Annotated in this window: 27 protein-coding genes and 2 pseudogenes; 13 read left to right on the top strand and 16 right to left on the bottom strand. The window is 62.0% G+C overall.

All coding sequences use genetic code 11. The features are described 5' to 3' along the window. Positions 1 to 29: 29 nt before the first annotated feature. Genes RI103_RS29840 through RI103_RS29825 form a run of 4 tightly spaced genes read right to left on the bottom strand, consistent with a single transcriptional unit; the run spans position 30 to position 3,940 of the window. Positions 30 to 737: an EthD family reductase gene (locus RI103_RS29840; RefSeq protein WP_310816223.1), complete on the bottom strand. Its 708-nt coding sequence runs from the start codon at positions 735 to 737 to the stop codon at positions 30 to 32. 2 nt (positions 738 to 739) lie between these two features. Then, on the bottom strand, positions 740 to 1,294 hold the full coding sequence (hpaC, locus tag RI103_RS29835) for a 4-hydroxyphenylacetate 3-monooxygenase, reductase component (protein ID WP_310816222.1): 555 nt from the start codon (positions 1,292 to 1,294) through the stop codon (positions 740 to 742). Between the two features lie 23 nt (positions 1,295 to 1,317). Then, on the bottom strand, positions 1,318 to 2,535 hold the full coding sequence (locus tag RI103_RS29830) for an acyl-CoA dehydrogenase family protein (RefSeq protein WP_310816221.1): 1,218 nt from the start codon (positions 2,533 to 2,535) through the stop codon (positions 1,318 to 1,320). A 46-nt stretch (positions 2,536 to 2,581) separates the two neighbouring features. Further along, positions 2,582 to 3,940, bottom strand: coding sequence for an MFS transporter (locus RI103_RS29825; RefSeq protein WP_310816220.1), 1,359 nt, complete (start codon positions 3,938 to 3,940; stop codon positions 2,582 to 2,584). A 323-nt stretch (positions 3,941 to 4,263) separates the two neighbouring features. On the opposite strand from RI103_RS29825, the gene RI103_RS29820 reads away from it, so the two are divergent. Beyond that, positions 4,264 to 4,989, top strand: a complete 726-nt coding sequence (locus RI103_RS29820) for a haloacid dehalogenase type II (RefSeq protein WP_310816218.1) — start codon at positions 4,264 to 4,266, stop codon at positions 4,987 to 4,989. A gap of 107 nt (positions 4,990 to 5,096) precedes the next feature. Here the strand turns inward: RI103_RS29820 and RI103_RS29815 are convergent, their stop codons facing one another. Both RI103_RS29815 and RI103_RS29810 read right to left on the bottom strand, forming a co-directional pair. Beyond that, positions 5,097 to 6,569, bottom strand: coding sequence for an NAD-dependent succinate-semialdehyde dehydrogenase (locus RI103_RS29815; RefSeq protein ID WP_310816217.1), 1,473 nt, complete (start codon positions 6,567 to 6,569; stop codon positions 5,097 to 5,099). Positions 6,570 to 6,743: 174 nt separating this feature from the next. After that, positions 6,744 to 7,079 carry a substrate-binding domain-containing protein gene (locus RI103_RS29810; protein ID WP_310816215.1) on the bottom strand — a complete coding sequence of 112 codons (336 nt, stop codon included), beginning with the start codon at positions 7,077 to 7,079 and terminating at the stop codon, positions 6,744 to 6,746. Positions 7,080 to 7,422: 343 nt separating this feature from the next. On the opposite strand from RI103_RS29810, the gene RI103_RS29805 reads away from it, so the two are divergent. The 8 genes and pseudogenes from RI103_RS29805 to RI103_RS39720 all read left to right on the top strand — a co-directional run bounded on the left by RI103_RS29805 (position 7,423) and on the right by RI103_RS39720 (position 11,500). Next, entirely contained in the window at positions 7,423 to 8,091 is a 669-nt protein-coding gene (locus RI103_RS29805; protein ID WP_310816214.1) for a PAAR domain-containing protein, read from the top strand. Between the two features lie 12 nt (positions 8,092 to 8,103). Beyond that, positions 8,104 to 8,319, top strand: a pseudogene (locus RI103_RS29800) (PAAR domain-containing protein); the annotation flags it as partial. A gap of 45 nt (positions 8,320 to 8,364) precedes the next feature. Beyond that, positions 8,365 to 8,634: a hypothetical protein gene (locus RI103_RS29795; RefSeq protein ID WP_310818641.1), complete on the top strand. Its 270-nt coding sequence runs from the start codon at positions 8,365 to 8,367 to the stop codon at positions 8,632 to 8,634. Next, on the top strand, positions 8,631 to 8,954 hold the full coding sequence (locus tag RI103_RS29790) for a PAAR domain-containing protein (RefSeq protein ID WP_310816213.1): 324 nt from the start codon (positions 8,631 to 8,633) through the stop codon (positions 8,952 to 8,954). Before RI103_RS29795 ends, RI103_RS29790 begins: the two co-directional genes overlap by 4 nt. A gap of 189 nt (positions 8,955 to 9,143) precedes the next feature. Beyond that, positions 9,144 to 9,707, top strand: a complete 564-nt coding sequence (locus tag RI103_RS29785; protein WP_310816212.1) for a lysozyme — start codon at positions 9,144 to 9,146, stop codon at positions 9,705 to 9,707. Beyond that, positions 9,691 to 10,143: a hypothetical protein gene (locus tag RI103_RS29780; protein ID WP_310816211.1), complete on the top strand. Its 453-nt coding sequence runs from the start codon at positions 9,691 to 9,693 to the stop codon at positions 10,141 to 10,143. The genes RI103_RS29785 and RI103_RS29780 overlap by 17 nt, the downstream gene beginning before the upstream one ends. A gap of 370 nt (positions 10,144 to 10,513) precedes the next feature. Further along, the gene (locus tag RI103_RS29775) at positions 10,514 to 11,002 is read left to right on the top strand and encodes a lysozyme inhibitor LprI family protein (RefSeq protein WP_310816210.1); all 489 of its coding nucleotides are present in this window, start codon (positions 10,514 to 10,516) and stop codon (positions 11,000 to 11,002) included. Positions 11,003 to 11,125: 123 nt separating this feature from the next. Then, a pseudogene (locus tag RI103_RS39720) lies at positions 11,126 to 11,500 on the top strand (glycosyl hydrolase 53 family protein). Here RI103_RS39720 and RI103_RS29765 read toward each other — a convergent pair. The 6 genes from RI103_RS29765 to RI103_RS29740 form a co-directional block, all read right to left on the bottom strand. After that, on the bottom strand, positions 11,454 to 11,780 hold the full coding sequence (locus tag RI103_RS29765; protein ID WP_310816209.1) for a hypothetical protein: 327 nt from the start codon (positions 11,778 to 11,780) through the stop codon (positions 11,454 to 11,456). The pseudogene RI103_RS39720 and the gene RI103_RS29765 overlap by 47 nt on opposite strands. Before the next feature lie 229 nt (positions 11,781 to 12,009). Then, positions 12,010 to 13,368, bottom strand: a complete 1,359-nt coding sequence (locus RI103_RS29760) for an MFS transporter (RefSeq protein WP_310816208.1) — start codon at positions 13,366 to 13,368, stop codon at positions 12,010 to 12,012. Between the two features lie 76 nt (positions 13,369 to 13,444). Then, positions 13,445 to 13,597 carry a hypothetical protein gene (locus tag RI103_RS29755; RefSeq protein WP_310818640.1) on the bottom strand — a complete coding sequence of 51 codons (153 nt, stop codon included), beginning with the start codon at positions 13,595 to 13,597 and terminating at the stop codon, positions 13,445 to 13,447. Positions 13,598 to 13,848: 251 nt separating this feature from the next. Beyond that, on the bottom strand, positions 13,849 to 14,193 hold the full coding sequence (locus tag RI103_RS29750; RefSeq protein WP_310816207.1) for a cupin domain-containing protein: 345 nt from the start codon (positions 14,191 to 14,193) through the stop codon (positions 13,849 to 13,851). A 34-nt stretch (positions 14,194 to 14,227) separates the two neighbouring features. Continuing rightward, positions 14,228 to 15,217, bottom strand: coding sequence for a succinylglutamate desuccinylase/aspartoacylase family protein (locus RI103_RS29745; protein ID WP_310816206.1), 990 nt, complete (start codon positions 15,215 to 15,217; stop codon positions 14,228 to 14,230). Positions 15,218 to 15,250: 33 nt separating this feature from the next. Continuing rightward, on the bottom strand, positions 15,251 to 16,333 hold the full coding sequence (locus tag RI103_RS29740; RefSeq protein WP_310816205.1) for a tartrate dehydrogenase: 1,083 nt from the start codon (positions 16,331 to 16,333) through the stop codon (positions 15,251 to 15,253). A gap of 136 nt (positions 16,334 to 16,469) precedes the next feature. Between RI103_RS29740 and RI103_RS29735 the strand changes: the two genes are divergently transcribed. Then, a complete protein-coding gene (locus tag RI103_RS29735) occupies positions 16,470 to 17,426 on the top strand; it encodes a LysR substrate-binding domain-containing protein (protein ID WP_310816204.1) in 957 nt (318 codons plus the stop codon). A 57-nt stretch (positions 17,427 to 17,483) separates the two neighbouring features. Here the strand turns inward: RI103_RS29735 and RI103_RS29730 are convergent, their stop codons facing one another. The 4 genes from RI103_RS29730 to RI103_RS29715 form a co-directional block, all read right to left on the bottom strand. Then, positions 17,484 to 17,981 carry a winged helix-turn-helix transcriptional regulator gene (locus tag RI103_RS29730; protein WP_310816202.1) on the bottom strand — a complete coding sequence of 166 codons (498 nt, stop codon included), beginning with the start codon at positions 17,979 to 17,981 and terminating at the stop codon, positions 17,484 to 17,486. 53 nt (positions 17,982 to 18,034) lie between these two features. Next, positions 18,035 to 19,432, bottom strand: coding sequence for an aspartate aminotransferase family protein (locus tag RI103_RS29725; RefSeq protein WP_310816200.1), 1,398 nt, complete (start codon positions 19,430 to 19,432; stop codon positions 18,035 to 18,037). 183 nt (positions 19,433 to 19,615) lie between these two features. Further along, positions 19,616 to 20,542, bottom strand: a complete 927-nt coding sequence (locus RI103_RS29720) for a glyoxylate/hydroxypyruvate reductase A (protein ID WP_310816199.1) — start codon at positions 20,540 to 20,542, stop codon at positions 19,616 to 19,618. A 5-nt stretch (positions 20,543 to 20,547) separates the two neighbouring features. After that, positions 20,548 to 21,420, bottom strand: coding sequence for a GNAT family N-acetyltransferase (locus RI103_RS29715; RefSeq protein WP_310816198.1), 873 nt, complete (start codon positions 21,418 to 21,420; stop codon positions 20,548 to 20,550). Positions 21,421 to 21,698: 278 nt separating this feature from the next. On the opposite strand from RI103_RS29715, the gene RI103_RS29710 reads away from it, so the two are divergent. From RI103_RS29710 to RI103_RS29700, 3 genes are all read left to right on the top strand, one after another. Next, the gene (locus RI103_RS29710; protein ID WP_310816196.1) at positions 21,699 to 23,177 is read left to right on the top strand and encodes an aldehyde dehydrogenase family protein; all 1,479 of its coding nucleotides are present in this window, start codon (positions 21,699 to 21,701) and stop codon (positions 23,175 to 23,177) included. 237 nt (positions 23,178 to 23,414) lie between these two features. Then, on the top strand, positions 23,415 to 24,083 hold the full coding sequence (locus RI103_RS29705) for a haloacid dehalogenase type II (RefSeq protein WP_310816195.1): 669 nt from the start codon (positions 23,415 to 23,417) through the stop codon (positions 24,081 to 24,083). Positions 24,084 to 24,152: 69 nt separating this feature from the next. Next, positions 24,153 to 25,427, top strand: a complete 1,275-nt coding sequence (locus RI103_RS29700; protein ID WP_310816193.1) for an FAD-binding oxidoreductase — start codon at positions 24,153 to 24,155, stop codon at positions 25,425 to 25,427. The last annotated feature ends 45 nt before the right edge of the window (positions 25,428 to 25,472 follow it).

Raw genomic sequence — 25,472 nt, 5'->3', positions numbered from 1 at the left:
GACGTTCGGATCGCGGCGAGGGCGGGCGTTTATTTGGGTTTCAGATTACCGTAAATGCTGCGCATAGGGAAATGCAGCGTCGCGCCGCTGTAGGGCGGAAAGGCGTTGAAGTCCCGCTTCATGCTGGCGCGAATCGGCGACGCCAGCGCAGCCCTTAGCGAAGCGGCATGATCGAAGACGACTTTGTTGCGTTGCATGGCCGTGGCGCGTTCGATGCCGAGACCAGAGCGGTAATCGAGCCGCGTATAGATTTCCAGCTCGCGAATGCCGGGCAATTGCGCCATCAGCGGTGGGTGATGCGCGAGGTAATGCGAGAGCCACGCGTTGAAGTCTTGCGCTTCGCCTTCGTAGCTGACGAGGTAGGTGCAGCGTTCGGTGGGAGTGTCGAGGTCGACTGGATCCGGGGTTGCGAAGCTCCTGACTGCCATGGCTTGCTGCGTGAAGGCGAGCCCCGTGCTAGCAGATCCGTCCACTATGTCATGCATCGTACCTTCTGGTTGCAGTGCCTGTTCGAGCAGTCCGAGGTCGTCGAAATACCATTGCAGCACGCAGCGAGGTCGCGCGGAAGCGTCGGTCTTCGACAGAGGATCGCAGTCGTCCGATTTCGCGGGCACGTGGATCACGAAACGGCGTAATCCTTCTGTATCGCGTGATGCTGCGTGGAAGCCCGACAGATCGAGAGATCGTGTTTCAAGCCCAGTCGCACCGTGCCCAATTAGAAAGAAGCAGACTTCCACGCTCACCTCGCGCCTTGCGCGGCAACCGACGGCACCACCGCTTGCGGACGTGTCAGACGGTGAAACTGCCGGCCGAAATAGATGAGTCCGTCGCCATCCGAGCGCAGCGCAATGTGGCGGATCTGCGCGAACATGACCGAGTGCGAGCCGACCGTCTTGATGTCGACGATCTCGCCTTCGAGACTGGCGATCGCATCCGCAAGCACCGGCGCCGACGACGCGCCGTCCGTCCATGCGTGGCGTCCGAAGCGCTCGTCCATCGAGCACGCTGTCATGCCGGCGAAATCACGCGCGAGTTCCTGGCACTCGGCGGCCAGCACGTTGATGCACACGCTGCGGTTGCGATGCAGTACGTCATGCACATAGCTGGCCTGATTGATACAGACGAGCATGGTCGGCGGCGCGTCGGTCACCGAGCACACCGCGCTTGCCGTGATGCCGCAGCGGCCGCCGGGTCCGTCCGTGGTGATGATGTTGACGGCGGCCGGCAGGCACGCCATCGCATCGCGGAAACGCTTTCTGGTGTCTTCGGTCGTCACGATCTTTTCCTTTTGCATGGCAAGGGGCAGGGCGCGCTGCGTCACGGAAAAGGCGTGACCGGCGGCACGCCGGCGAACAACGCGCCGGATGCGTCATACGTGCCTTCGCCCAGAAACGCGTGCTGCGTCACGACGATCGAATCCCGCACGAGACGCTGCAACCGGTTCTCGCGATAAATCGCGGCGACGCCCGCCATCTGATACGCCTGCATCACCACTTCCGCGCCGATCTGCGCGGCATGCGTCGCGCTCAGACGCAACAGATTGGCCTGTTCCTGCGAGACCGGATCGCCGTCGATCAGCGTTTGCCATGCGGCCTCGGCGGATTCGTAGAAGAACGCGCGGGCGCTGCGCCAGTTGGCCTCCGCTTTCGCGAGCCCCGAACGGTAATAGCCACGGTCGGCGAGGCGCGGCGCGCCGGTAGTGGTTTTGGTCGAGCCGGACATGCCTGTCAGCAGATCGAGCGCCGCACGCGCGAGGCCGATGTTGACGGCGGCGTGCACCTGCGCCTGATACGCGACGGCGGGGTAGCGGTAGAGCGGCTCGTCGATCAGCGCCGCGCCGCCGCGCACGAAGGTCCATTGCGCATCGACGAATTTCTCGCGCAGCCGCAAATCATGGCTGCCGGTTCCCTGCATGCCGACCACGTTCCAGTTCTCGACGATCTCCACTTCCTGCGCGGGGAACACGGCGGTGAACGGCTTGCCCGCGCCGGCATCGCCGGAATTGGCGGGCGTGCCGCCGATGCCGACGCCGATCCAGTCCGCGCCCTTGCAGCCGCTCGCGAAGCGCCATTGCCCGCTGACGACGAAGCCGCCCGGCGCTTTGGTGGCCGGTTGCAGCGGATACAGGCCGCCCGAGAAAACCTGGTCGGGGCCGGTGGCATAAATCTGCTGCTGCGTTTCGATCGGCAAGGCGGCGAGATAGGTGTTCGCGGAGCCGAACGCGGCGACCCAGGCGGCGGAGCCGTCGGCGATCGCGATGCGCTCGAGCATCCGCAGGAATTGCGCCGGCGGCAGCGCGTCGCCTCCGAAGCGTTGCGGCGTGCTTGCGCGAAAGATGCCGGCGCGCTTCATCTTCGCGATCATGTCGCGCGGGACATGGGAGAGTTGATCGAACTCGTCGCGACGGCGCGCGATCTCGCCGATCAGCGCGTCGAGCGTGAGCGGGCCTGCGTAATCGGGGTAGGGATCCGCGTGACCGGTGGCGCGAGGTTCGTAGGCGTAGGTCGAAACACTGCTCATCTGAAGGCTTTGCATGATGACGGCTTGGGAAAGGAAGTAAGTGGTTTCGGGCGACGAGGCGTCAGACGCTTTCGTGCTCGACGTGCTCTTTGGCTTTCGCCTGAAGCCGCAGTGCTTTGGGAAAGGTCTCCGGTGCGAAACAGGTAGCGAGTACCGTGATCGAACCGAGCACGACCAGATAAATGGCCACTGGCGCGGCGCTGCGGTAATGTGCGAGCAGCGCGGTCGCCACCATCGGCGAGAGTCCGCCGCCGAGTACCGACGAAATCTCGCGGCCGATGCCGAGCCCCGAGAAGCGCAGGTGAACGGGCAGCAACTCGCTGATGAAAGCGGGTTGCGCGCCTTCGAGAATGCCGAGCGTGATGCTGTTGGCGAGCACGAGCGCCGTGATGACTTTCCACAGCACGCCGGAGCCGAGCAGCGTGAAATACGGGTAGGCGACCAGCACCATCGCCACGGCGCCGGCGAGATAGACCGGCTTGCGGCCGACCCGGTCCGTGAGGCGTCCCATCAAGAGGGACACGGGGATCATCAGCAGCATCGACACGGTCAGGCCGCTGAGCACCCAGCTCGATTTGAGGCCGATGAACTGGCCATATGCAATCGAGAACGCAAAGAAGATGTACGACGCCGCGCCTTCACCGAAGCGCAGACCGAACACCGTCAGCACCTGACGCGGGCATTGGCGCAGCACTTCGACAATCGGCATGCGGGCGTCGCGGCGCGTGGCCTTGACCTCGGCGAATTCCGCGCTTTCGTCGACGGAGCGGCGCATCCACAGGCCGAGTGCGACCAGCACGGCGCTGCAGAGGAACGGCACGCGCCAGCCCCAGCTGTGAAAGTCGGCGGGCGAGAGCGTTTGCACGAGAAGAAACGCGGCGGTGGACAGCACGAAGCCGAACGCCGCGCCGCATGGACTCCACGCGGCCAGCGCACCGCGTCGGGAGGCCGGCGCGCTTTCGTGAATCAGCAGGATGCTGCCGCTCCATTCGCCGCCGGCGGCGAGGCCTTGCAGGATGCGCAACAGCACCAGCATGACGGGCGCCGCGAGGCCGATCTGCTGATAGGTCGGCAGAAGACCCATGCAGGCAGTGGCCGTGCCCATGACGAGCAGCGTCAGCATCATCACCGTCTTGCGGCCGTAGCGGTCGCCGATATGGCCGCACAACACGCCGCCGATGGGCCGAGCGATGAAGCCCACCGTAAAGCCGCCGAATGCCGCGATCGTGCCCGTCAGCGGATCGCTGCCGACCGGAAAGAACAGCTTGCCGAACACGAGCGCGGCGGCGGTGCCATACAGAAAGAAGTCGTACCATTCGAGAATCTGCCCGAGCACGGCGGTCGTCACCGCGCGACGTACCTTGCTGGTGGGCCGGATGGCGGGCAGGGGTGTCAGAGCGGCTGTCGCGTCAGAATTCATGGCAGGTCATGGCAAGTGGAGTCACGATGTGGAGGGTCGCGCGTTCTCGCCATGGTGTTCGGCAGGAGCGGCGAGACGAGCCCGGCGGGGATGGTCGAACGATAGGACCGCGAGAAAACGCGGTCAAATTCGGGCCAAAAATGGCCGTCATGAATCGTGTGCATGACGGTTACGCAATTTCGCGCGAGGCCGTTGCCGCGAAGGGCGTGTTGGCGTTTTCCTGAGAGCGGAATGATTTTTTTGTTCGGCGAACTGAGATTTGGTGAAGCACAGGCCACGCCTCTACACTGTGGTCTTATCTGCGAACCACGGAGGGAAATGGAATGCGACTGACCGACTTCAATACGCTGACCTTCGACTGCTATGGGACATTGATCGACTGGGAAACAGGTATTTTCGAAGGCTTGCGGCCGCTTCTTGCGCGCGTCGAACCGCGGCTCACGCGCGACCAGGTGCTCGAAGCGCACGCGCGGCACGAATCGTCGCAGCAGAAATACACGCCGGGGCGGCGTTATCAGGAACTCCTGCCGATCGTCTACAAGCGTCTCGCGGAAGAATGGCAGGTGCCGTGCACGCTCGCCGATTGCGTGGTGTACGGCAAGTCCATTCAGAACTGGCCGGCGTTCGACGATTCGGTCGCGGCGTTGCAATACCTGAAGCGGCATTACAAGCTCGTGATTCTGTCGAACGTCGACAACGAAAGCTTCGCTTATAGCAACGCGAAACTGCAGATCGAGTTCGACGCGATCATCACGGCCGAAGACGTTGGTTCATACAAGCCGTCGCCGCGCAATTTCGAGTACATGCTGGAAAAGCTGGGCGAGCGCGGCATCGGGAAAGAGAAGATCTTGCACACGGCCGAGAGCCTGTTCCACGACCATCAACCGGCGAACGGGTTTGGTCTGGCGTCGTGCTGGATTTATCGGCGGCACGGGAAACAGGGCTTCGGCGCGACGATGGATCCGGGTTCGCAGCCAAAGATCGATTTCCGCTTCAATAGCATGGCCGATCTGGTGAAAGCGCATCAGCAGGCTTTGCTGCAGAAGTAGTGTTTGAATGAAAACTGCCGCCTCGGCGCACCGCCTCTTTGAAGAGAGGCGTTGGCCTTCGGCGGCAGAACGTTCAGGCAATCAGGCACAAGCCGGACTGCGGTTCGTCAATCAAGCCCGCCCTGGCACAGGTACTTGATCGACATGTAATCGTCGAGTCCGTACTTCGACCCTTCGCGGCCATAGCCCGATTCCTTCACGCCACCAAACGGCGCCGCTTCGCTCGACACCGCGCCTTCATTGATGCCGATCACCCCCGCTTCCAGCTGCCCGGCCACGCGATTGATACGCCGCACGTCCTGCGTATAGAAGTAGGCGGCGAGGCCGAATGGCGTGTCGTTGGCGAGGCGGATCGCGTCGGCTTCGTGGTCGAAACGGAACAGCGGCACGACCGGGCCAAAAGTCTCTTCGCAGCAGAACAGCATGTCGTCCCGCGCATCCGTCAGCACGGTCGGCGCGTAATAGTTCGGGCCGAGTTCCGTCAGGCGCTTGCCGCCCACCAGCACTTTCGCGCCGTGTTTGACGGCGTCTTCCACGTGACGGGCAATCTTGTCGATCGCGCGTTCGTTGATCATCGGGCCGATCTGCGCTTGCGGGTCCGTTGCAGGCGCAACCTTCAAAGCGGCGACGCGTCGCGCGAGCAATTCGGCGAAGCGCTCATAGACGCCGGCTTGCACGTACACGCGATTCGGACAGACGCAGGTCTGGCCGCCGTTGCGGAACTTCGCCGCCATCAGGCCGGTGACAGCCGCGTCGAGATCGGCGTCGTCGAACACGATGAAGGGCGCGTTGCCGCCCAATTCCAGCGAGAGTTTCTTCAGCGTGCTCGCGGATTCACGCGCGAGATGCTTGCCGACCGGCGTCGAACCAGTGAAGGTGATCTTGCGCACGCGCGCGTCGGCGAGCCAATCGGCGACTGCGGCAATCCCCTGTTCACGCGACGCCGACAGCATGTTCAGCACCCCGTTCGGCAGACCGGCTTCCTGCGCGAGTGCAGCCAGGGCGAGCGCGGTGAGCGGCGTGTCTTCGGCGGGCTTGGCGACCACCGTGCAACCGGCCGCGAGCGCGGGCGCGATCTTGCGGGCGATCATGGCCAGCGGGAAATTCCACGGCGTGATCGCGGCGACCACGCCGACCGGTTCCTTTACCGCGCTCATGCGCTTGCCGCGCTGCTGCTGCGGAATCAGATCGCCGTAGATGCGGGTCGCTTCGTCGGCGAACCAGGCCACATACGATGCGCCGTAAGCGACTTCGCCGCGGGCCTCCGCGAGCGGCTTGCCCTGTTCCATCGACATCAGCTTCGCGAGGTCGTCGGTATTGGCGACGATCAACGCGTGCCAGCGGCGCAAAACCTCGGCGCGCTCGCGCGGCAGTTTGTCGCGCCATGCGGGGAACGCGCGGGCTGCGGCGTCGGTGGCGGCGCGCGCGTCCACGGCGCCGCTGTTCGCGACTTCGACGATCGTCTCGCCGGTAGCCGGGTTGGTGACGGCAAAGCGGGCGCCGTCGGCGGCGCCGGTCCAGGTTCCGTCGATCAGGTTCTGCGGGCGAATCAGTTCATTGCGTGTCAATGCGAGAGACATTCGGTTGCTCCTTCAGTTTGCCCTTGATGCGGCGCGGTCGCGTCGCGCGCGTCGATTGATGGATCGATGCTACGCCTGCGCTGCAATCGATGAAATTGCCAATCGAGGCGTTGGCGGTTCGCACGCCGTTTTTTTGCGGCGGCGACAGCATTTTCTGCTGATTACCCTGCAAATTCATTTCAGCCGTCGCGGCCCGGTCGACGCGCGCACCTTCGGCGGCTGCTGATGCGGCGCCTGGATCAGCCGGATCAGACTTTCAATCGACAACTTCGCGACCGCCGCGGTTTGAATCGCGGCCGTTGTCAGGGCAGGGTGCACCTGATGGGCAAGTTGAATGTCCGTAATACCGATCACAGGAACGTCGTTGGGTACTGAACGGCACAGCGTGATCAGGCCTGCGGCGCGCCGATCGCGAGCAGGTCGTTGGTCGCGAAGATCGCGGCGAGGTGTTGACAGAGCCTGAAATACGGTGACCCGGCGAGGTGAAAGAAAAAAACGCTGCCTACTCATGCCTGCCCCTGTTCGTGAACCGGCGGACTGATTCGATCACGCCGCAGCGCGACGCACTAGTGTTGGGCCGACATTTGACAAGTCTGGTGTCTCATAACGCGCGTCCCATAAATCGCCCCTCACACAAATCAGCCATGTCGCGGCGCCTGTTTTTCTAAACGTTTGCGATCAGATGCGCGTCGCGATGCAACACGCATAAGCCGGCCCTTTTTTCGGAGTTGACCGATGTTTGCCTGCAGAAGGTAGCGCTGATCCTTCGGATTGGCCCGGCAAATGAGCTGCCGCCTTCGCACCGGTTGCTTTGGTGACTGGTCATGTTCGTCTACTTCGGGAGGCTTGGAAAATGTCGCATCAGCAGGAACGGAACGGGACCAAATTTGTATTCGCAACGGTCGGCGCGCGCACCGAGCGCGGCGGCTGTGTCACGAGCGGTTCGGATATTCGCATTGGGGGTCTTCCGCTTGCGTGCGTGGGCGATATCGTGACGTATAGCGACGGTAGCGAAGCGGTGATTATGGACGGTGCGGGAAGTGCTTGTGTCATTTGCGACAAGCCCGCCGCGCTCGTCGGCAGCAGCCTCAGCAATGGCGATCGCATCACTACGGCCATCTGGACGGGGCGCGGAATATTCGTAGGTGAAGACAAACCCGTGGAAGGGCTCTTTGATCCTGGCTATGTGCCGCCGCCGCGCGAATCTTCGGCACGTTTCGCGGTGCAAGGGTCCACTACGCCAGGCGGCGGCGTGCTTAAAGAGGTAACGGGCACATTCGAGATTCGCGAAATACATCAACGGGCGGCCCGTGTCGGTGATTTCATCGAGTATGCGGACGGTACGCGCGCGCGAATCATTACCGGCATCGGTATGCCGGGCAATATCGAAATGGCCTATGCGGTTGTCGGCAGCCTGCTGGATAACGGCGACGTGATTAACGATAGCCCGCATCGCGAGGTTCGCACGTCCACTATTTTCGTCCCCGTGGATGCACACGGCAACGTGATTCAACTTCAATGAGCGTGGGCAAGCATGCGTGTTCCTATTGTGCGCCATGGTGACGAAACAACCACGGGCGGTAAGGTCATTGCGCTCTCCGCGACGATTCACGACGATGGACGAAAGATCGCGCTTCACGGCGATCGGGCGACGTGCGGTAACTGCAAGGGTTTGTGGCACATCATCGGCACGGGAGAAAATGCCGGAGAAAATGGACGCGTTGCAGTTATCAACGGGGATCACGTCTTATGCCCCTGCAAGAAGAATCGCGTTCTTGCTGGCGCGGATGCCGGAATGTTCGTTCACATCGACACGCGCGCGCGGAACCCGGGCGCGGCCGAAGCATCGCAAGCCGCCCGACAGCAAACCGCGCGGCAGTACGACGAGCAATTCACCCTTCACGATGCGAACGGCTACGTTTTGCACGACACGTATTACACGGTCCATTTGCCGTCCGGCTCACTTGCCCACGGTGTAACGGATCACATGGGCCGCACTGAACGTTACGCAACCGAAGGCACGCAACGCCTGCGGGTTTATCTCGGACACAGGGAGCACGTATGAGTGATCGGCTTGTAGCGGACTACGACCGCACCACAACCGGCGGGGTTGTGACTGCGCGGAGTAACCACTTTAACGAAGAAGGCAGGATGTACGCGCGAAAGGAAAATCATGCGACGTGCGGAAGCTGCAAAGGCGGATGGCCGATCTATGGCACCGCAGGCGACTGGATGGATGACGGCTTACCGCTGGTGAAAGATCTTGACCGCGTTCTATGTCCTTGTGGCAAGAATTTTGTATTGACGGCTAGTAGTTCAATTGCGTTCTATTCAGAAAGCCGGGAAAGCGCAAACCGAAAGACCCACAACGTCGCCCAACACTGACACATATGACGAACAGTTCACACTCATTGATGCGTCAGGACGCGCGCTCACAGACACGTATTACACCGTGCTGCTGTCGTCCGGCGAACGTGTCTACGGGGTAACAGATACGCAGGGGCGCACCGGGCGCTATGAGACGGACGGCGCTCGGTCCATTCGAATTTATCTTGGTCATAAGGAGGAGGTCTAGTGCCTGATGCACGCGCAACCGCAGTAACAAACACCAATCCGAATTCGTGCGTGAATGTCCAGACGGCGAGACTCTGCAAACCGTGGCAAATCTCGTCGGCCGGACGTGAGTTCATTGAGGCATGGGAGCAGTTCCGCCCGCATATGTATGATAACGACGGCGCTGGCGGCGGCGGGAATACCACAATTGGATATGGACACCTTGTTCATCAGGGGCCAATATCCGGCGCTCCATCAGAAGCGCCATTCCTGAACGGCATAACGCAAGCGCAGGGACATCAGTTGATGCAGCACGACTTGATAGACCCGCAACGTATTGTCAACCAGCGCATCAACGTTCCACTATTCCAATACAAATACGATGCTTTAGTTGACTTCGTTTACAACCTCCGGCATCACAATGAGGGGCTATTGAATCTGGTGAATACGGGTCACTATGATCGTGTTCCGGCAAAGTTCATGGACTACACATCGGCCGGCGGCGCACATCCAGCGGGTCTCGTAAAACGTCGTCGCGCAGAAGCAAACCTTTTCAAAGAGGGAAACTATGATGCTAGCCATTAGGATCATTGCGGCAGCAATCGCTATTGCCGCTCCCGTGTCTGCATTTGCAGACGCGGCATGCGAAAAAAACGCGAAAACGCGTGATGATTTTTTAAATTGTTCGAGAATCGATACGGATAGAATCCTTGTTGATTCGCACAAACTATATGTGAGCGTCCGAAAACTCGCGACGGGAGATAAGCAGGCTGCACTAGACGTTAATTATCGACTATGGGATAAAAAACTAAAATCGGATTGCTCGATGATCGCTTACTCATTTAATGATTGGGGGAGCGACTACACGCCCGACACGGATTTCCAGGTTTCGGCATGTCGGATGAAGATAGCTGAACAGCAGCTGGAGTTTTATAAGTCCCTGACATGTCCCGGTGACATGGAAACATCTAGGGTGCCCACGTGCGAAGCAATAAATAAGGCTCTGAGCGTAGGTAAATAGAACGACACTCCTACTTCAAAAATGCATCGATTAAAATCAATCTCTGAACTACGATGGATGCCGTTGTTGTATTTGTCATTCTATTTTTTAAAGCTAATGCAGGCCTGCGTCTCATTGTCGATCTATGGAGTTGGTGCGCATAACAAAAGAGTGATTAATCGATCTGAAAAGTAGTAGAGAGTGACAAAGTCGAATCCGGCCGACACTAATGCCCCGCGATCCGTGGTACACGCAATCTCGTTCCACGTATCTCGCGGATTTATTAACCATGGCGAGTACGATAGGATGCGCGACGTAATTGGTTCATTTGTGGCGCACCGAGTGCTTTGGCGTCGTCGTCTAGAAGCGCAACTTTTCGTAACGGGTATTTATGATGCGCACCACTAGCATATTCGCTGTGCTGTTTCTGACAGCGCAAGCGGCTTGTCCTTCTGCATCGATTTATGGGTCAGCATTTGACTACAAGAAGGCACAGCCCGCAAGCGTATATTTTACAGGGCAGAACCCTGCGGAAATTGAAAGGCATTGTAAAAATGAATATCTCGGGACAATGGATTTGTCGGCCTGCGCTCAATTTCGGTATGAAGGGATTATTAATACCTTAAACAAAAAGGTCGCAGAAATCGAAACCGTGACGAAGGATTATGACCGTGAGCATCGATCCAACGGAGAACCTAAGGCACTCCCTTTCTTCAAGAAGGCACAAGCGAACTGGCAACTTTACAGGGACAATAACTGTTACTCGGAGGTATATCAGGTAGGTCAAGCGTCATTGCACTTCGTCTACTTTTGGGACTGCATGACTCGAATGACAAAAAACAGGCTTGACGAATTGACAAAACCCGATGTGGATGACTGACAGTTGGCCGCCGCTTCCGCGGCCTTTTATTCGAGTGTCAAGCGCGCCTGTTCCTGCGCTTTGTTCGCATGCCCTAGTAGCGCCTTGGCGCTGGGCGTCGTTGATGCGAACGTTTTGTTTCGCGTGCCGATCGATTTCCACTACAGCGATTGGTGGACCGATCCGGGCAAGCAGTATCCACCGCAAGCGTAGGCTGGCAAGGAATATCGTGCAGACCGGCGCGTTGCTGTCGGATACACATCAAGCGTGCTGAAGATGCTGAAGATGTTCAAGCGCGACGGCGTGCATCCGGAGTGGGTACGCCTGGGCAACGAGATCGCCGGCGGCATGCTGTGGCCGCTCGGCAAGTACGAACAGTGGGACAACAACACGTCGTTCGATTCCAACGGCAACGTGCTGACGTCGCTCGACGCGTTTCGGAAGCGCCAGCCGCCAACAGCGAGGACGGGTGCTATTGCGTGGGCGCCTGCGCCTTATGGTTCGCGCAGTCCGACGTGAAAGCCATGCTGGCCTGATCCGGCGTCATGCGCGGCGCGTTCGGGCTGTAGATCTTCTCGATGATGGCGTTGACCGCTTGCCGGTCAGCCGCATCCTTGTAGTACTTGGCCGCCTGATCGAGTGCTTGTGCCTTGGTCTTTTTGTGCGCGCGCCACGAGGCGACCTGCCCGGCAATATCGCCGATTGCAAAACACTGATCGCTGACGGTTTGCGCAACAGCCTGAACGGCCGGTTGCGCGAAGCACACCGCAAGCAGCGCGGATACGACTACGCGTTTCATTCCCTGAATCCTGTGGTTAGATGAGCAACGGTGCGAAAGCGCTGGCATCCACCACCGCGGCAACCGAACGGGTCAACAGCCGCACAGTTTATCCGGAAGTGATGGGCCGCGGTTTTTCACTCGGTGCCGCAAAGAAAAAGCCGCCTCGAAGGGCGGCTTCACAGAACCGTCGGACCATCCAGCCCACCCGCTGCCGGACGGCGTCGGCACAACGCCGACACCTCGCATGTCAATGCCCAAACGACTCCGCCTTCGGCGCGCCCGCGTTCGACACATGCGGCCGTGCCGCCTGCTTGATCAGCAAAGCCACACACGAAATCAGACCCGCCACCGCGACCATGGTGAAGATGCCCGCGAACGTAAAGTGCCGGCGTGTCAGTTCGGCGACGAGAAACGAACCCGCAATCCCGCCGAAGCGCCCAATGCCGAGCATCCACGCCACGCCGGTGCCGCGGCCTTCGGTCGGGTAGAACGCGGCGGCGAGTGCCGGCATCGACGATTGCGCGGTATTCATCAACACGCCGGCGACGAACACGATGAACACCAGCGCGCCCACATTGCCCACCGCCTGGCCGATGAAATACACGCTCACGGCGGTCAACGCATAGCAGGCCGCGATGATGCGGTTCGCGTTGAAGCGGTCCATCAGCACGCCGCACAGCACGGCGCCCACGCCGCCGAGCGGGAACAGCGCGGAAATCAGCGTCGCGCGTTGCGGCGTGAGCCCGGCGTCTTTCAGCAGGATCGGCATCCAGTTGATCGACGCGTAGAAGATCACGAGGCCCATGAAATAGGTAATCCACAGCATCACCGAACCGATGATGTACGAGCGCGACAGCACCACCGCCATGCCCTTGCCGCCGGTTTGCGGCGCGGTTTCGGTCATGATGAAGCTGCCCGCTTGCGCCGCTTCGCGCGAAATGCGCGCGAGCGCCGCGCGAATCCGTTCGACCGGCTGGCTATTGGCCACCATGTAGCGCACCGATTCCGGCATCTTGATCACCAGCAGGATCAGCAGCAGGAGTGGCGTGATGCCCCCGAGCAGCAGCACGCTGCGCCAGCCGAAATGCGGAATCATCCATGCCGCGAGGAACCCGCCGAACGCGGCGCCGAGCGGGAAGCCGCAAAACATCAGATTGATCACGGTCGCGCGGCGGCGGTCCGGGCAGTATTCGCCCATCATCGTCACGGCGTTCGGCATGGCCGCGCCGAGACCGACGCCGGTGACGAAGCGCAGCGTGGTCAGTTGTTCGATGCTGGTTGAGAAGGCCGAGCCGAGGCACGCCACGCCGAACAGCAGCACCGAGCCGAGCAGCAGCGAGCGTCGCCCGAGCCGGTCGGACAGCGGACCCGAGCCGAGCGCGCCGCAGGCGAGGCCGAACAGCGCCGCGCTCAGCACGGGCGCGAGCGCCGGCCGGGTGATGCCCCATTCGGCGAGCAGCGAAGGTGCAATGAAGCCGATCGCGGCCGTGTCAAAACCGTCCAGCAGGACGATGATGAAACACATGAAGAAGACAAGCCATTGGAACGGCGAAAAGGGATGTTCGTTGATGAAGGTCTGAACGTTCACAGCAGTGCTGCGGCTCATGGTTGTCTCCTGACTGCGGAATACGGAAAGGCTCGTGAAGACGAGCCTTTTCTTTTTTATACGATCGAGCGCCGTTTTAGAAGCGGTGCACGATGCCCACGCCGGCGGCGAGCTGGCTGCGCGACGACGACGGCGCGCTCTGGAAGACGCCGACACCCGGAATGTACTGCACATTCGAGTAGGCCGCGGACCCGTCCCAGCCACTGCCGAAGTTATAACCGCCGGTCAAGGCAAAGCGCTGCTGTTTTGTTCGTATATAGAACCGTGTTTCATTATACGAACAAGACTGCACTGTAAGTAAAATGGCAACAAGGGGTCTACGCGGGATTACCCGACTGTGTCGCGGACATATCAGCTGGCAAAAGGCGCTGGACAGCGCGCATGACTGGCGAGGCCGCGGCGCACGTTGGTGCGCCGGGATCAGGCGGAAGCGGTAAGCGGGATGAGCGCCGCCCTCAAGGGATCGGCATGACGCGGCGTTCAGAAAATGACGTAGACCTTGCGCATCGTTTGCTCGACCTCCCACAGCCCTTCGGTATTGGCTTCGAAGAAGAGCGTGTCGCCGCTCTCGAAGTGGATGGTCGCCTCGTTATCGGGCGTGAAGCGTCCGCGGCCCGCGATGAAATGCATCACCTCGGCCTGCTTGACCGAGCGACGATAAGTGCCCGCCGTGCATTCGAAAATGCCGGTGTCGACGGATTCGCTGCCCTTGATGACGCGTTGCACACCCGACACCTGAATCGGCGTCGTGCCGGGCAGCCCGGCCTTGCCCCAGTCCTCCAGATTCTGCAGATTCACACTCTGCTTGAGTTGCTGTACCTTCATCTTCTCATTACCTTTTGAGTGTGCATGGGCCGCTTCATTGGACGCTGGTTTGGGTGTTCGTCACGGTCTGCTCGATCTTGCCCAGCCGTACGACGGTCACGCCAGGACGCAGTTGCCGCAGCGACGGCATGACGAGCATGCAATTGTCGTAGGGCGTGGTGACCGCCTCGCCGTTCGACCAGCCGATCACGGCGCCCGCCTCGGTGAATATCTCCAGGCCCGTGTACGGCGCCGCGAAACGAAAATCCATGCTGGTAGCCACCACCGGCTGCGTCACGCGGACGATGTGCTGCACCGGCGGCAACGGCGCGATCCAACCGGCCGGCAGATCCGCTTCGTCGACCACGCCGGCGAGCAACAGGAAGCGCGCGGTGGTGTCGCGCGCGACCGCAACGGCGCTCTGTTCCCAATGCTGTCCGCATTCGATCAGCAGCGCGTTCTTCGGGCTGGCGGTCTCGCCGAAGCCTTCGTAATCGCGCATGCGGCGGCCTTCCGGATGGCCTTCGTCGCAGATCACCGTGGCGGGCGTGCCGAGCCGCACGGCGAGATCGATGCCTTTTGGCAGCGGTCCCGCCACGATCAGCGGTTTGCTCTTCTCGTGCATGGAATGCAGATCGAGCAGGGCGTCGACGGTGTCGATCACCGGCCGCATCGCGCGCGCACGTTCCAGTTCGCTGGATGTGCGCGAGGTGTCGTCGAGCACCGCGGCAGTCCACACGCGATTGAAATCCTGATCGACGAAGCGGGCCGCGTCGGGCTGCGCGGGATCGAAACGCTGATAAGCGGCGACGTTCGCGAACGCCAACGTGAGGCGCCCGCGCCGCGGCCGCAACCCGCGGCGCAGCAATTCGTCGACGACGATCGCGCCGCACACTTCGTTGCCGTGCGTGAGCGCGTTGATCATGACGTGCGGGCCCGGCGCGCCCGAGTCGAACGTGTGGACGTAGGCGATGCCGGTCGCCGATTGTTCGTGGTCCGAAATATCGGGGAATTCGACTTCGATGGGGTAGGCTTCCATGCTCATGCGAGTTGTCCTGGCAGAGAGTGAGCGAAAAGATCAGGCGAGTTTTGCCGCGATCGCCTGGCCGACTTCAGTCGTGTTCGCCTTGCCGCCGAGGTCGCCGGTATGCGGACCTTCCACCAGCGTCGCTTCGATCGCGGCGAGAATCGCGTCGTGCGCCTCGCGCTCCTTGCCTGCGTGATCGCCGAGGAAGTCGAGCATCATCGCGGCCGACCAGATCATCGCGATCGGATTGGCGATGTTCTTTCCCGCGATGTCCGGCGCCGAGCCATGCACCGGTTCGAATAGCGACGGAAACTTGCGGTCCGGATTCAGATTGCCCGACGGCGCGAGACCGATCGTGCCGGTGCACGCAGGGCCGAGGTCGGACAGGATGTCGCCGAACAGATTGGTCGCCACCACCACGTCGAAGCGATCCGGGTTCAGCACGAAGCGCGCGCAGAGAATGTCGATGTGCTGCTTGTCCCACGTCACATCCGGATACTGCGCGGCAATGCCGGCGGCAACTTTGTCCCACCACGGCATGCTGATCGCGATGCCGTTGCTCTTGGTGGCCACCGTGATCTTCTTGCGCTCGCGCCGCTGCGCGAGATCGAACGCGAACTTGAGCACGCGTTCGCTGCCGTGCCGCGTGAAGACGGATTCCTGCAGCACGAATTCGCGCTCCGTGCCTTCGAACATCACGCCGCCCACCGACGAGTATTCACCCTCGGTGTTTTCACGCACGATCCAGAAGTCGATGTCGCCCGCCTTGCGGCCGGCAAGCGGCGAAGGCACACCGGCAAAGAGGCGGGCCGGGCGCAGGTTGATGTACTGGTCGAATTCGCGGCGGAACTTCAGAAGCGAACCCCACAGCGAGATATGGTCGGGCACCGTGTCAGGCCAGCCCACCGCGCCGAACAGGATTGCGTCGGCCGATTGCAGTTGCGCTTTCCAGTCGTCCGGCATCATCTTGCCGTGCTTCGCGTAGTACTCACAGCTCGCCCATTCAATGTGCTGATACTCCAGCTCGATGCCGAAGCGCGCTTTCACCGCTTCCAGCACGCGAATGGCTTCCGGCATGACTTCGACACCGATGCCGTCGCCGGGAATGACCGCGATCCGATATTTCTTCGACATGTTGTGCTCCTCCGTTGGGGCTTTTGGACGATTCGATAACGGCTATTTTATTCCCGCTGTTTGAGACTAAAATGGTCGCTTTAGTTAAGCCACTGTGCACGATTCGTGTACAAACTCCGTTGCCGTCCATCGACCTATGAACACCGTCCCGTCACCCGATCTCGGCGATTTGCGCGTGTTTTGCGAAGTCGCGCGCAAGTCCAGTTTCAGCGCGGCGGCGGAGGCCTTGTCGGTGTCCGCGGCGTACGTCAGCAAACGCATCAACGTGCTCGAGACTACGCTCGGTACGCGTTTATTGCACCGTTCCACGCGGCGGGTCGCGATCACGGAAGCAGGCGAACGCGTCTACACGTGGGCGGAAAAGATACTGGACGATGTCGATCAACTGGTGGAAGACGTGTCCACCACCCGCCGCATTCCCGGCGGCAAGCTGCGCATTTCCAGCAGCTTTGGTTTTGGCCGCCGTTTCGTCGCGCCGGCGCTTGCGCGTTTTTCCGAACGCTATCCGCAATTGAGCGTGCGGCTCGATCTGTTCGACCGTCTCGTCGATGTGGGTGGCGAAGGCTTCGATCTGGATGTGCGCATCGGCGACGAGATTGCGCCGCATCTGATCGCGCGGCGGCTCGCGTCGAACTATCGCGTGCTGTGCGCGTCGCCCGGCTACCTCGCGCGGCATGGCGCGCCGCGCCAGCTTGCCGACCTGTCCTCGCATGCGTGTCTCGCGATCAAGGAGCGCGACCATCCGTTCGGTCTCTGGCGGTTGACGGTGCGCGGCGAAGCGGTCTCGATCAAGGTCACGGGACCGTTGTCGACCAATCACGGCGAAGTGGCGGTGCAATGGGCGCTGGCCGGACGCGGCATCGTGCTGCGTTCCATGTGGGATGTGCAACCGTTGCTCGAAAGCGGCCAGTTGCAGCGGGTGCTGCCCGACGTCACGCAACCGGCGAATCTGTGGGCGGTGTATCCGGCGCGGCTCGCGCAGTCGGCGAAGGTGCGGGTTTGCGTGGACTTTCTGAGTGAGGAGTTCGCGCAATGGAATCCGCCGGCCGACGGCGCGGCCGGCGTGGACATAGCCGGACTTGCCGAGCGTTGAAAGTTGAACGTTAAAAGTTGACCGGCAAGATCCGGCGGACCGACGACCAGGCAACGCCTAGTGATGATTCTGCGAGAACAGCGTTTCGAGCGGGTAGTGGCTCTTCACGAACGGCGACTTGATGATCACGTAGCTGAAGTACTTCTCGATACCGATATCGCGTTCGAGCAGCCCTTCCACGATGCTCTGATAGTGGCTCACACTGCGCGTGATGAACTTCAGCAGATAGTCGTAGCCGCCGCTTGCCAGATGACACTCCACAATCTCGTCGACGTCGCGAATCGCATTCACGAACTTGATGAAGTCTTCCCGCCGATGATCGGCGAGCGTGACTTCGGTGAACACGATCTGGACGTCGCCGAGCTTTTCGAGCTGGATCTGCGCACCGTAGCCGATGATGTAGCCGGCTTTCTCCAGACGCTTGACCCGGATCAGGCAAGGACTGGGCGACAGGCCGACCGCGTCGGCAAGCTCGACGTTGGTTATGCGGCCTTTCTTCTGCAATTGGGAAAGTATGCGCAGGTCAATCCGGTCTAGCTTGCAGTCGCTGCTCATCGTAACGTTATCGCTCCGGCAATCGGTGTATGGGGTTGGGATGGCCCTCTACTCTAGCATGCGGTGGCATGAGTTTTGACCTTCAGCGCGGCGCGCACGTCGGCTTGTGCGAGAACGTCGTCGAGGGTCTTTTCAAGCCGTTTGAACATCAGATCGAACTCGGCCTCGGTGTACGAGAGCGCCGGTGCGAAGCCGAGAATGTTGTCGCCGAAGGCACGGAAAATCAGGCGGTTTTCGTACGCCGCGGCGGCGATCCGTTCGGACAGTTTCAACGCCGGGTCGAAGCCCGCCTTGCTGTCCTTGTCGGTGACGAGTTCGAGCGCGCCGAGCAGACCCCGGTGGCGCGAGTCGCCCACCAGCGGATGCGCGAGCAGCGCGTCGAGGCCTTGCGCGAAACGCGGCGCGCGCGCCACGCCGTTCGCGAGCAGCCCGCCTTCGTGATACAGCCGCAGCACTTCGAGGCCAATGGCCGCGCTCACCGGATGCGCCGAATAGGTATGGCCGTGACCGACGACCGCTTCGGCGTCGCCGTTGGCAATGCCCTGATAGATTTCGTCCGACATCAGCACGGCGCCCATCGGCGCATAGCCCGCAGTCAGGCCTTTGGCCACTGTCATCAGATCCGGCTCGACGTTTTCGCCCTGGCAGGCGAACAGTGGACCCGTGCGGCCGAAACCGGTGATGACCTCGTCGGCGACGAACAGGATGCCCAGCTTACGGCAGCTTTCACGCATCGCCTTGAGCCAGCCGACCGGCGGCACGATCACACCGCCCGAGCCCTGGATCGGTTCGCAGAAGAACGCGGCGACTTTGTCCGCGCCGAGTTCGGCGACCTTCGCTTCGAGCGCGGCGACCGAGGCGGCGATCAGCGCGGCGTCGTCTGCGAAATCGTTGCGGTACGCGTACGGCGACGGCAGATGATGCTGGTTCGGCAGCGGCAGATCGAAGTTGCGGTGGAACGCGGGCAGCGCGGTGAGGCCGGCGCCGGTCGTCGACGAGCCGTGGTAGCCGCGTTGCAGCGCGATGATGTGCTTCTTTGACGGCCGCCCCGTGGCGTTGAAGTAATGCGTGATGAAACGCAGCGCCGAGTCCACCGCATCCGAACCGCCGAGCGTGAAGTACACGTGTTGCAGTGAAGCGGGCGACACCTCGACCAGCTTTTGTGCCAGTTCGATGGCGGGCTCCGAGCCGAAATGGAAATAGCCGGTCGCGTAGGGCAGTTTCTGCATCTGCGCGGTGGCGGCGTCGACAATGCTCTGCTGGCCGTAGCCGACGTTCACGCACCAGAGTCCGGAAAACGCGTCGAGCAGTTCGTTGCCGGCCGCGTCGCGCAGAAACGCGCCGCTGGCGGATTCGAGAATGGTGACGCCGCGCGCTTCGTGCGCGCGGTAGTTGATGACCGGGTGAATCAGATGCTTGCGGTCGGCTTCGATGAGCGATTGAATCGGCATGATGGTTTCTCGTCGCGGGAAAGGGCTATTGACCGTTCCATACTACTGATCAGCGACGATCGCCCGCTCACCTAAACAATTGCCTGAAAAGCGCGCACGACGCGTTTTGATGCGCGGTCTTGGCATTTTCTGCTGCGGACGCTGAAAGGCCGTGCCACGCGGGCGTTTCATGCGGCGCCTGGCTCAATAGCCGCGAACGCGGTCGATCTGACCGAGCATCGGCAAGCCGTCGCGATGGCGGCGCAGATTGTCCAGCACCACGTCGACGGCGGTCTCGGGGCGCGTTGCGCTGGCAATATGCGGCGTGATGCGTACGCGCGGATGCGCCCACAACACATGACCAGCCGGTAACGGCTCGGGATCGGTGACGTCGAGAATGGCGTTCTGCAACTGGCCGCTCTCGAGTGCCGCCAGCAAATCCTGCTGATTCAGATGTGGGCCACGCCCCGTTTGAATCAGCGACGCGCCGCGCGGCAGCTTCGCGAACAACGCCGCGTCGAGCAGCCCGCGCGTGGCGGGCGTGAGCGGCAGCAGGCAGATGAGGATATCGGTGCGCGCGAGAAACGCATCCAGTGCGCTTTCGCCCGCATGACACGTCACGCCTTCGATCTCGCGACCCGAACGGCTCCATCCCGCACAGTCGAAGCCGAACAGCCGCAGCCTTTCCAGCACGGCCGTGCCCAGCACGCCGAGCCCGAGCACGCCGACACGGCGCTGGCTCGCCGGCTTGAGCGGCAATTCGCGCCAGACCTGCTGCTGTTGCTGAAGACCGTAGTCGAACAGATCGCGATGAATCGTCAGCACGGCCTGCGTGACGTATTCGACCATGCCTTCGACGATCCCCGGCTCGATCATGCGCACGACGGGCACATGCTCCGGTACGCCCGACAGGTCGAACTGATCGATGCCCGCCCCGACCGAGAACACGACCTCGAGATTGGGAAAGGTGCGCGTCGGATCTTCCGGCGGCTGCCAGGCGGCCAGATAGCGGATCGCGGCCGGGTCGCCGAGATCGGGCCAGATATGAAACGGCAGCTCCGGCGCCTTCTGCGCGAAGAGTTTCGCCCACTGGGCGCCGCGCGCCGGGTCGGCTTTATAGAGGAAGGCCATGATGGTCAGCAGATTGCCTGGTTGATAATGCCGTATTGCAGGTAATGCGTGTCCTGTGCGCCGCTCGCGGGCTCATCCCGCGTGGCGGGGCGGACCATTTTGACGACCGTGTCCACGCGCGGCAAGCCCAACTGTTCCAGCCACTCGGTCAGACCGCTTTCGCCCGGTGTGTCGATACGCACGAACACGCCTTCGTTGAGCGCTAGCCAGTGGCTGATGAGCGCCTTGGCGCGGCTCGAATCCTCCGACGCGGGCGCGACGACCGGACCGATCGCAAAGCCGCGTCCGAAGCGGCGAAACAGCGCAAAGCCGATCAGTTCGCCGTCGCGATCGAGCGCGATGCCGTCCGCGGTGCCCAGCAGCGCGGGCAAGACTTCGCCGCGATCCAGACCGCTCGCCCGCGAGGCCAGTTCGACCAGCCGCGCCGTATCGCTCGAACCGAGCGGGCGCAAACGCTCGCCCGGCGGCAGCGACACGAGCGGCGGCTGAAACGCCGCGCCCTGATGCTGGTCGAGCGTGCCGGCCGCGCGAAAGCCGAGCTTTTCATAGAGCGGCTGGCCCGCGGTGGTGGCGTGCAGGAACGTGACGCGGCCGCCCAGTTCTTCGAGTACCAGGTCCATCAGCTTTCTGCCGATGCCGCGCCCTTGTTGCGCCGGCGACACGATCACCATGCCGAGCGAGGCGCGCTCGGCGCCGTATTTCCAGCACAGGGCGGTGCCGATCACGCCGCTCGCATCTTCCGCGACGAAACCCACGCCCAATTGCGCCACGAATTTCCAGTCGTCCGCGCGATGCGGCCATTTGAGTTCGACCGTCAGTGCATGCGCGGCGGCGATGTCGTCGAGGGTGAAGCGTCTATAGGTAATCGAATCGGACACGCCGTACTCCCTGATTGACTGAAGGCTTACGCCGTCACTGTGTCATCCGGTGCGCGGTGTGACTAGGACGATCTTTTTATCGCGGGCTCCGGACAGGGCCGCATCGAAATTCGATGCAAAACGCCAGGTCTGGGCGCGCATTACAGGTGAGTTCTGCTGCGCGGCGATTTTTGTCGGCGACATATGCCAGGCCCGCGGCTCTACGATTTTGTCATGGCGGCGGTGCTCCCGAAACGCGCCGCGCGGACCACCAGCCAGTCACACAGGAAACCTTGCTCATGGACAGCTTCAATCCGGACGACGTCGCGATTCGCAGCGGCCATTACATCGGCGGTGAGTATGTCGAGGCGGGCGAGCGACGCATCGAGGTGGCGCGTCCGTCGGACGGCGTGGTGTACGCCTCGGTGCCGCTCGCCGATGCCGCCATGGTGGACCGCGCGGTCGAGAACGCCTGGCAGGCTTTCAGGCACAGTGGCTGGGCGCGCATGGCGCCGCGTGAGCGCGCGAAGATCCTGCGCCGTTTCGCCGAGCTGGTCGAAGCCGATGCGCCGACGCTTGGCCGGCTCGAAGCAGTCGGCTCGACACGTCCGATTGCCCAGGCGATCGGCTGGGACGTGCCGTTCACCGCCGAGGGCATCCGCTTTTATGCCGAGTTCGCCGACAAGCTGGGCGGCGACGTGGCGGCCACCGACCACGATCATCTCGGCATGACGATCACCGAGCCGTATGGCGTGATCGGTGCGATCGCGCCATGGAATTTCCCGCTGGTCATGGCCTCGTGGAAGATCGCCCCGGCTCTGGCGGCGGGTAATGCGGTGGTGCTCAAACCTTCGGAGATGACGCCGTTCTCGGTCTTGCGCCTCGCCGAACTGGCCGTGCAGGCGGGCGTGCCTGCGGGCATCTTCAACGTGATCCAGGGCGACGGACACGTAACCGGCGACGAACTGGTGCGTCATCCGAAGATCAGCAAGGTCACCTTCACGGGCTCCACGCGCACCGGCGCGTCGATCATGGCCGCGTGCGCGAACAGCGGCACCAAGCCGGTCACGCTCGAACTGGGCGGCAAGAGCCCGCAAATCGTTTTCGCCGACGCCCCGCGTCTGGACGACGTGGCGCGTCGCATTGCCGGCGCGATCACGGGCAACGCCGGCCAAGTGTGCGTGGCGGGCTCGCGCCTTCTGGTCGAGCGGCGTCTCGCCGAGCCGCTGGCCGAACGCATCGGCAAGATCTTCGCCGAGTTGAAGCCCGGCGCGAAATGGGCCGCCGGCACCACCCTCTCGCCGATCATCTCGGCGCCGCAGGCGGCGCGCATCGAAGGCATCGTGGGACGCACGCTGGAAGCCGGCGCGACGCTGCGCTACGGCGGCGTCCGGGCCGGCGGCGGTGCTGACGGCGCGTTCTACAGCCCGACCTTGCTCACTGATGTCACGGCGCATTCCGAGGCGGTACGCGAAGAAGTCTTCGGCCCGGTGCTGACACTGCAAACCTTCGATACCGAAGAAGAAGCGCTCGCGCTCGCGCAGCATCCCGAGTACGGCCTTGCAGCCGGCGTGCATACCGCCGACCTCGGCCGCGCGCTGCGTTTCGTGCGTGGACTCGAAGCGGGCACGGTGTGGGTCAACCGCTATGGCCGCACCTCGGACTTCATGATTCCCACGGGCGGCTTCAAGCGTTCCGGCATCGGCAAGGACCTGGGGCGCCAGGCCTACGAGGCCAACCTGCGTTTCAAAAGCGTATTGATCGACCTGCGTGCCTGAACGTCTGCCATCGGCCTGGCATGTCGGCCGCAAACCCAGCATGGGCAAGGCTTTCAGCCCGATCGCCGCATTCTGTGCTGTCAGCGGCCTCAAAACGCATGGTTTGTGTCACCAGCAACGCCCTAATCAGGAACATCTATGTTTTTGCGCTGATTAAATCTTTAACAGGAATGAGCTTTTCCCTGTTTTCGCCAATGAGCTCCGACTGCGGGTTCACCATTACGATAGGACTGCACCATGATCGAATTCGAACCGAAATACATCACCTTCGACTGCTACGGCACGCTGATCAAGTTCCACATGGCCGACATGACGCGCGAACAGTACGGCCACCTGCTGAACGGTGAAGATCTGGAGAAGCTCGTTGCGTTTTACTCGGGCTATCGCCGCGACGAAGTGCTCGGCGCCTGGAAGCCGTATCGCGACGTGGTGGTCAACGCGCTGCGCCGCGCCTGCAAGCGCATGAACGTCGAGTTCAATGAAGCCGGTGCCCAGAGCATCTATGAAGCGGTGCCGACCTGGGGTCCGCACCCGGACGTACCGGAAGGTCTGTCGCGCCTCGCGAAGAAGTACAAGCTGGTGATCCTGTCGAATGCATCGAACGACCAGATCCAGCGCAACGTCGACAAGCTCGGCGCGCCGTTCCATGCGGTGTTCACCGCGCAGCAGGCGCAGTCGTACAAGCCGCGCATGCAAGGCTTCGAATACATGTTCGACCAGTTGAACTGCAATCCGGAAGACGTGCTGCACGTGTCGTCGAGCCTGCGCTACGACCTGATGACCGCGCACGACATGGGCATCAAGCATAAAGCCTTCGTCAACCGCGGCCACGAACCGTCCACGCCGTACTACCAGTACGTCGAGGTCAACGACATTCCGCATCTGGCTTCGGAACTCGGACTGTAAGCGCTGTTTTTTTCACGCGCCAAAGACAGCCCGCCGCCTCGCTTATTGCCCATCTCAAGGACAGACCGGATGAAGCTCGATTCCTACTGGCTCGACACCGCGCCGCCACTGCTGTCGGCGTGCGAGGGTCCGGTCGACGGCCAGACCGATGTGGTGGTGATCGGCGGCGGCTTCACCGGGCTGTCGGCGGCGCAAGCCTTGGGCAAGCGCGGCGCCGCGGTGACCGTGCTCGACGCGGGCCGCATCGGCGGCGGTGCGTCCGGGCGCAACGGCGGACAGGTCAATACCGGGGTCGCGCAGGACTTCGTCGCGCTGGTCGCGCAACTCGGTGTGGAGCGCGCGAGCGCCTGCTACCGCGCGTTTTCGGATGCGGTCGATACCGTCGAGCGGCTGATCCGCCAGGAAAACATCGACTGCAATTACATCGCGACCGGCAAGCTGAAGCTGGCGTCCAAGCCGCATCACCTCGCGCATCTGGAGAAGACGGCGGAGGCGATTCGCCGTGAAGTCGATACGGATATCGAACTGATCGACCGCAGCCGTATCCGCAGCGAAATTCAATCCGACAGTTTTTACGGCGGGCTGCTGCAACGGCACGGCGGCCAGATGCATATGGGCAAGTTCACGGTCGGCCTCGCCGAGGCCGCGGTGCGCCGCGGCGCGAAGCTGTACGAGAACGCGGCGGTCACCGCCATCGTGAAAGACGGTAGCGGCTTTCGCATCACCACGGCGCGCGGCGAAGTGCGTGCGAAGCAGGTGCTGATCGCGACCGGCCCGTCGCGGCATGGTCCGTTTGGCTGGTATCGCCGGCGCCTCGCGCCGGTCGGTTCGTTCATCGTCGTGACGGAGCCTGTGTCGCCAGCATTGCTCGCGCAAGTGTTTCCGAACCGGCGCGCGTATACCACTACGCGTTTGATGCACAACTACTTCCGCGTGACGCCCGATTCGCGTCTGCTGTTCGGCGGCCGGGCGCGCTTCACGGCGTCCGAACGGCCGTCCGACGCGAAGAGCGGACGCATCCTGCAAGAAGGTCTCGCCGCGATGTTCCCGATGCTCGCGAGCGCGCGTATCGACTATTGCTGGGGCGGTCTGGTGGACATGAGCGCCGACCGTCTGCCGCATGCCGGGCAGCACGACGGCATCTATTTTTCGATGGGCTACAGCGGCCACGGCACGCAGATGTCGACGCACATGGGCCAGGTGATGGCCGACGTGATGGACGGTCACGAAGAGCGGAATCCGTGGCGCGAGTCCGAGTGGCCCGCGATTCCCGGCCACACCGGCAAACCCTGGTTCCTGCCGCTCGTGGGCACGTACTACCGCATCAAAGACATTTTTTATTGATCGTTCGTTGTTCGACTGGCAGTCAAAACCACGCAGCCACGCCTG

Source organism: Paraburkholderia sp. FT54, from assembly GCF_031585635.1.
Taxonomy (GTDB): domain Bacteria; phylum Pseudomonadota; class Gammaproteobacteria; order Burkholderiales; family Burkholderiaceae; genus Paraburkholderia.
This window is presented reverse-complemented; position numbering and strand designations above follow the sequence as displayed.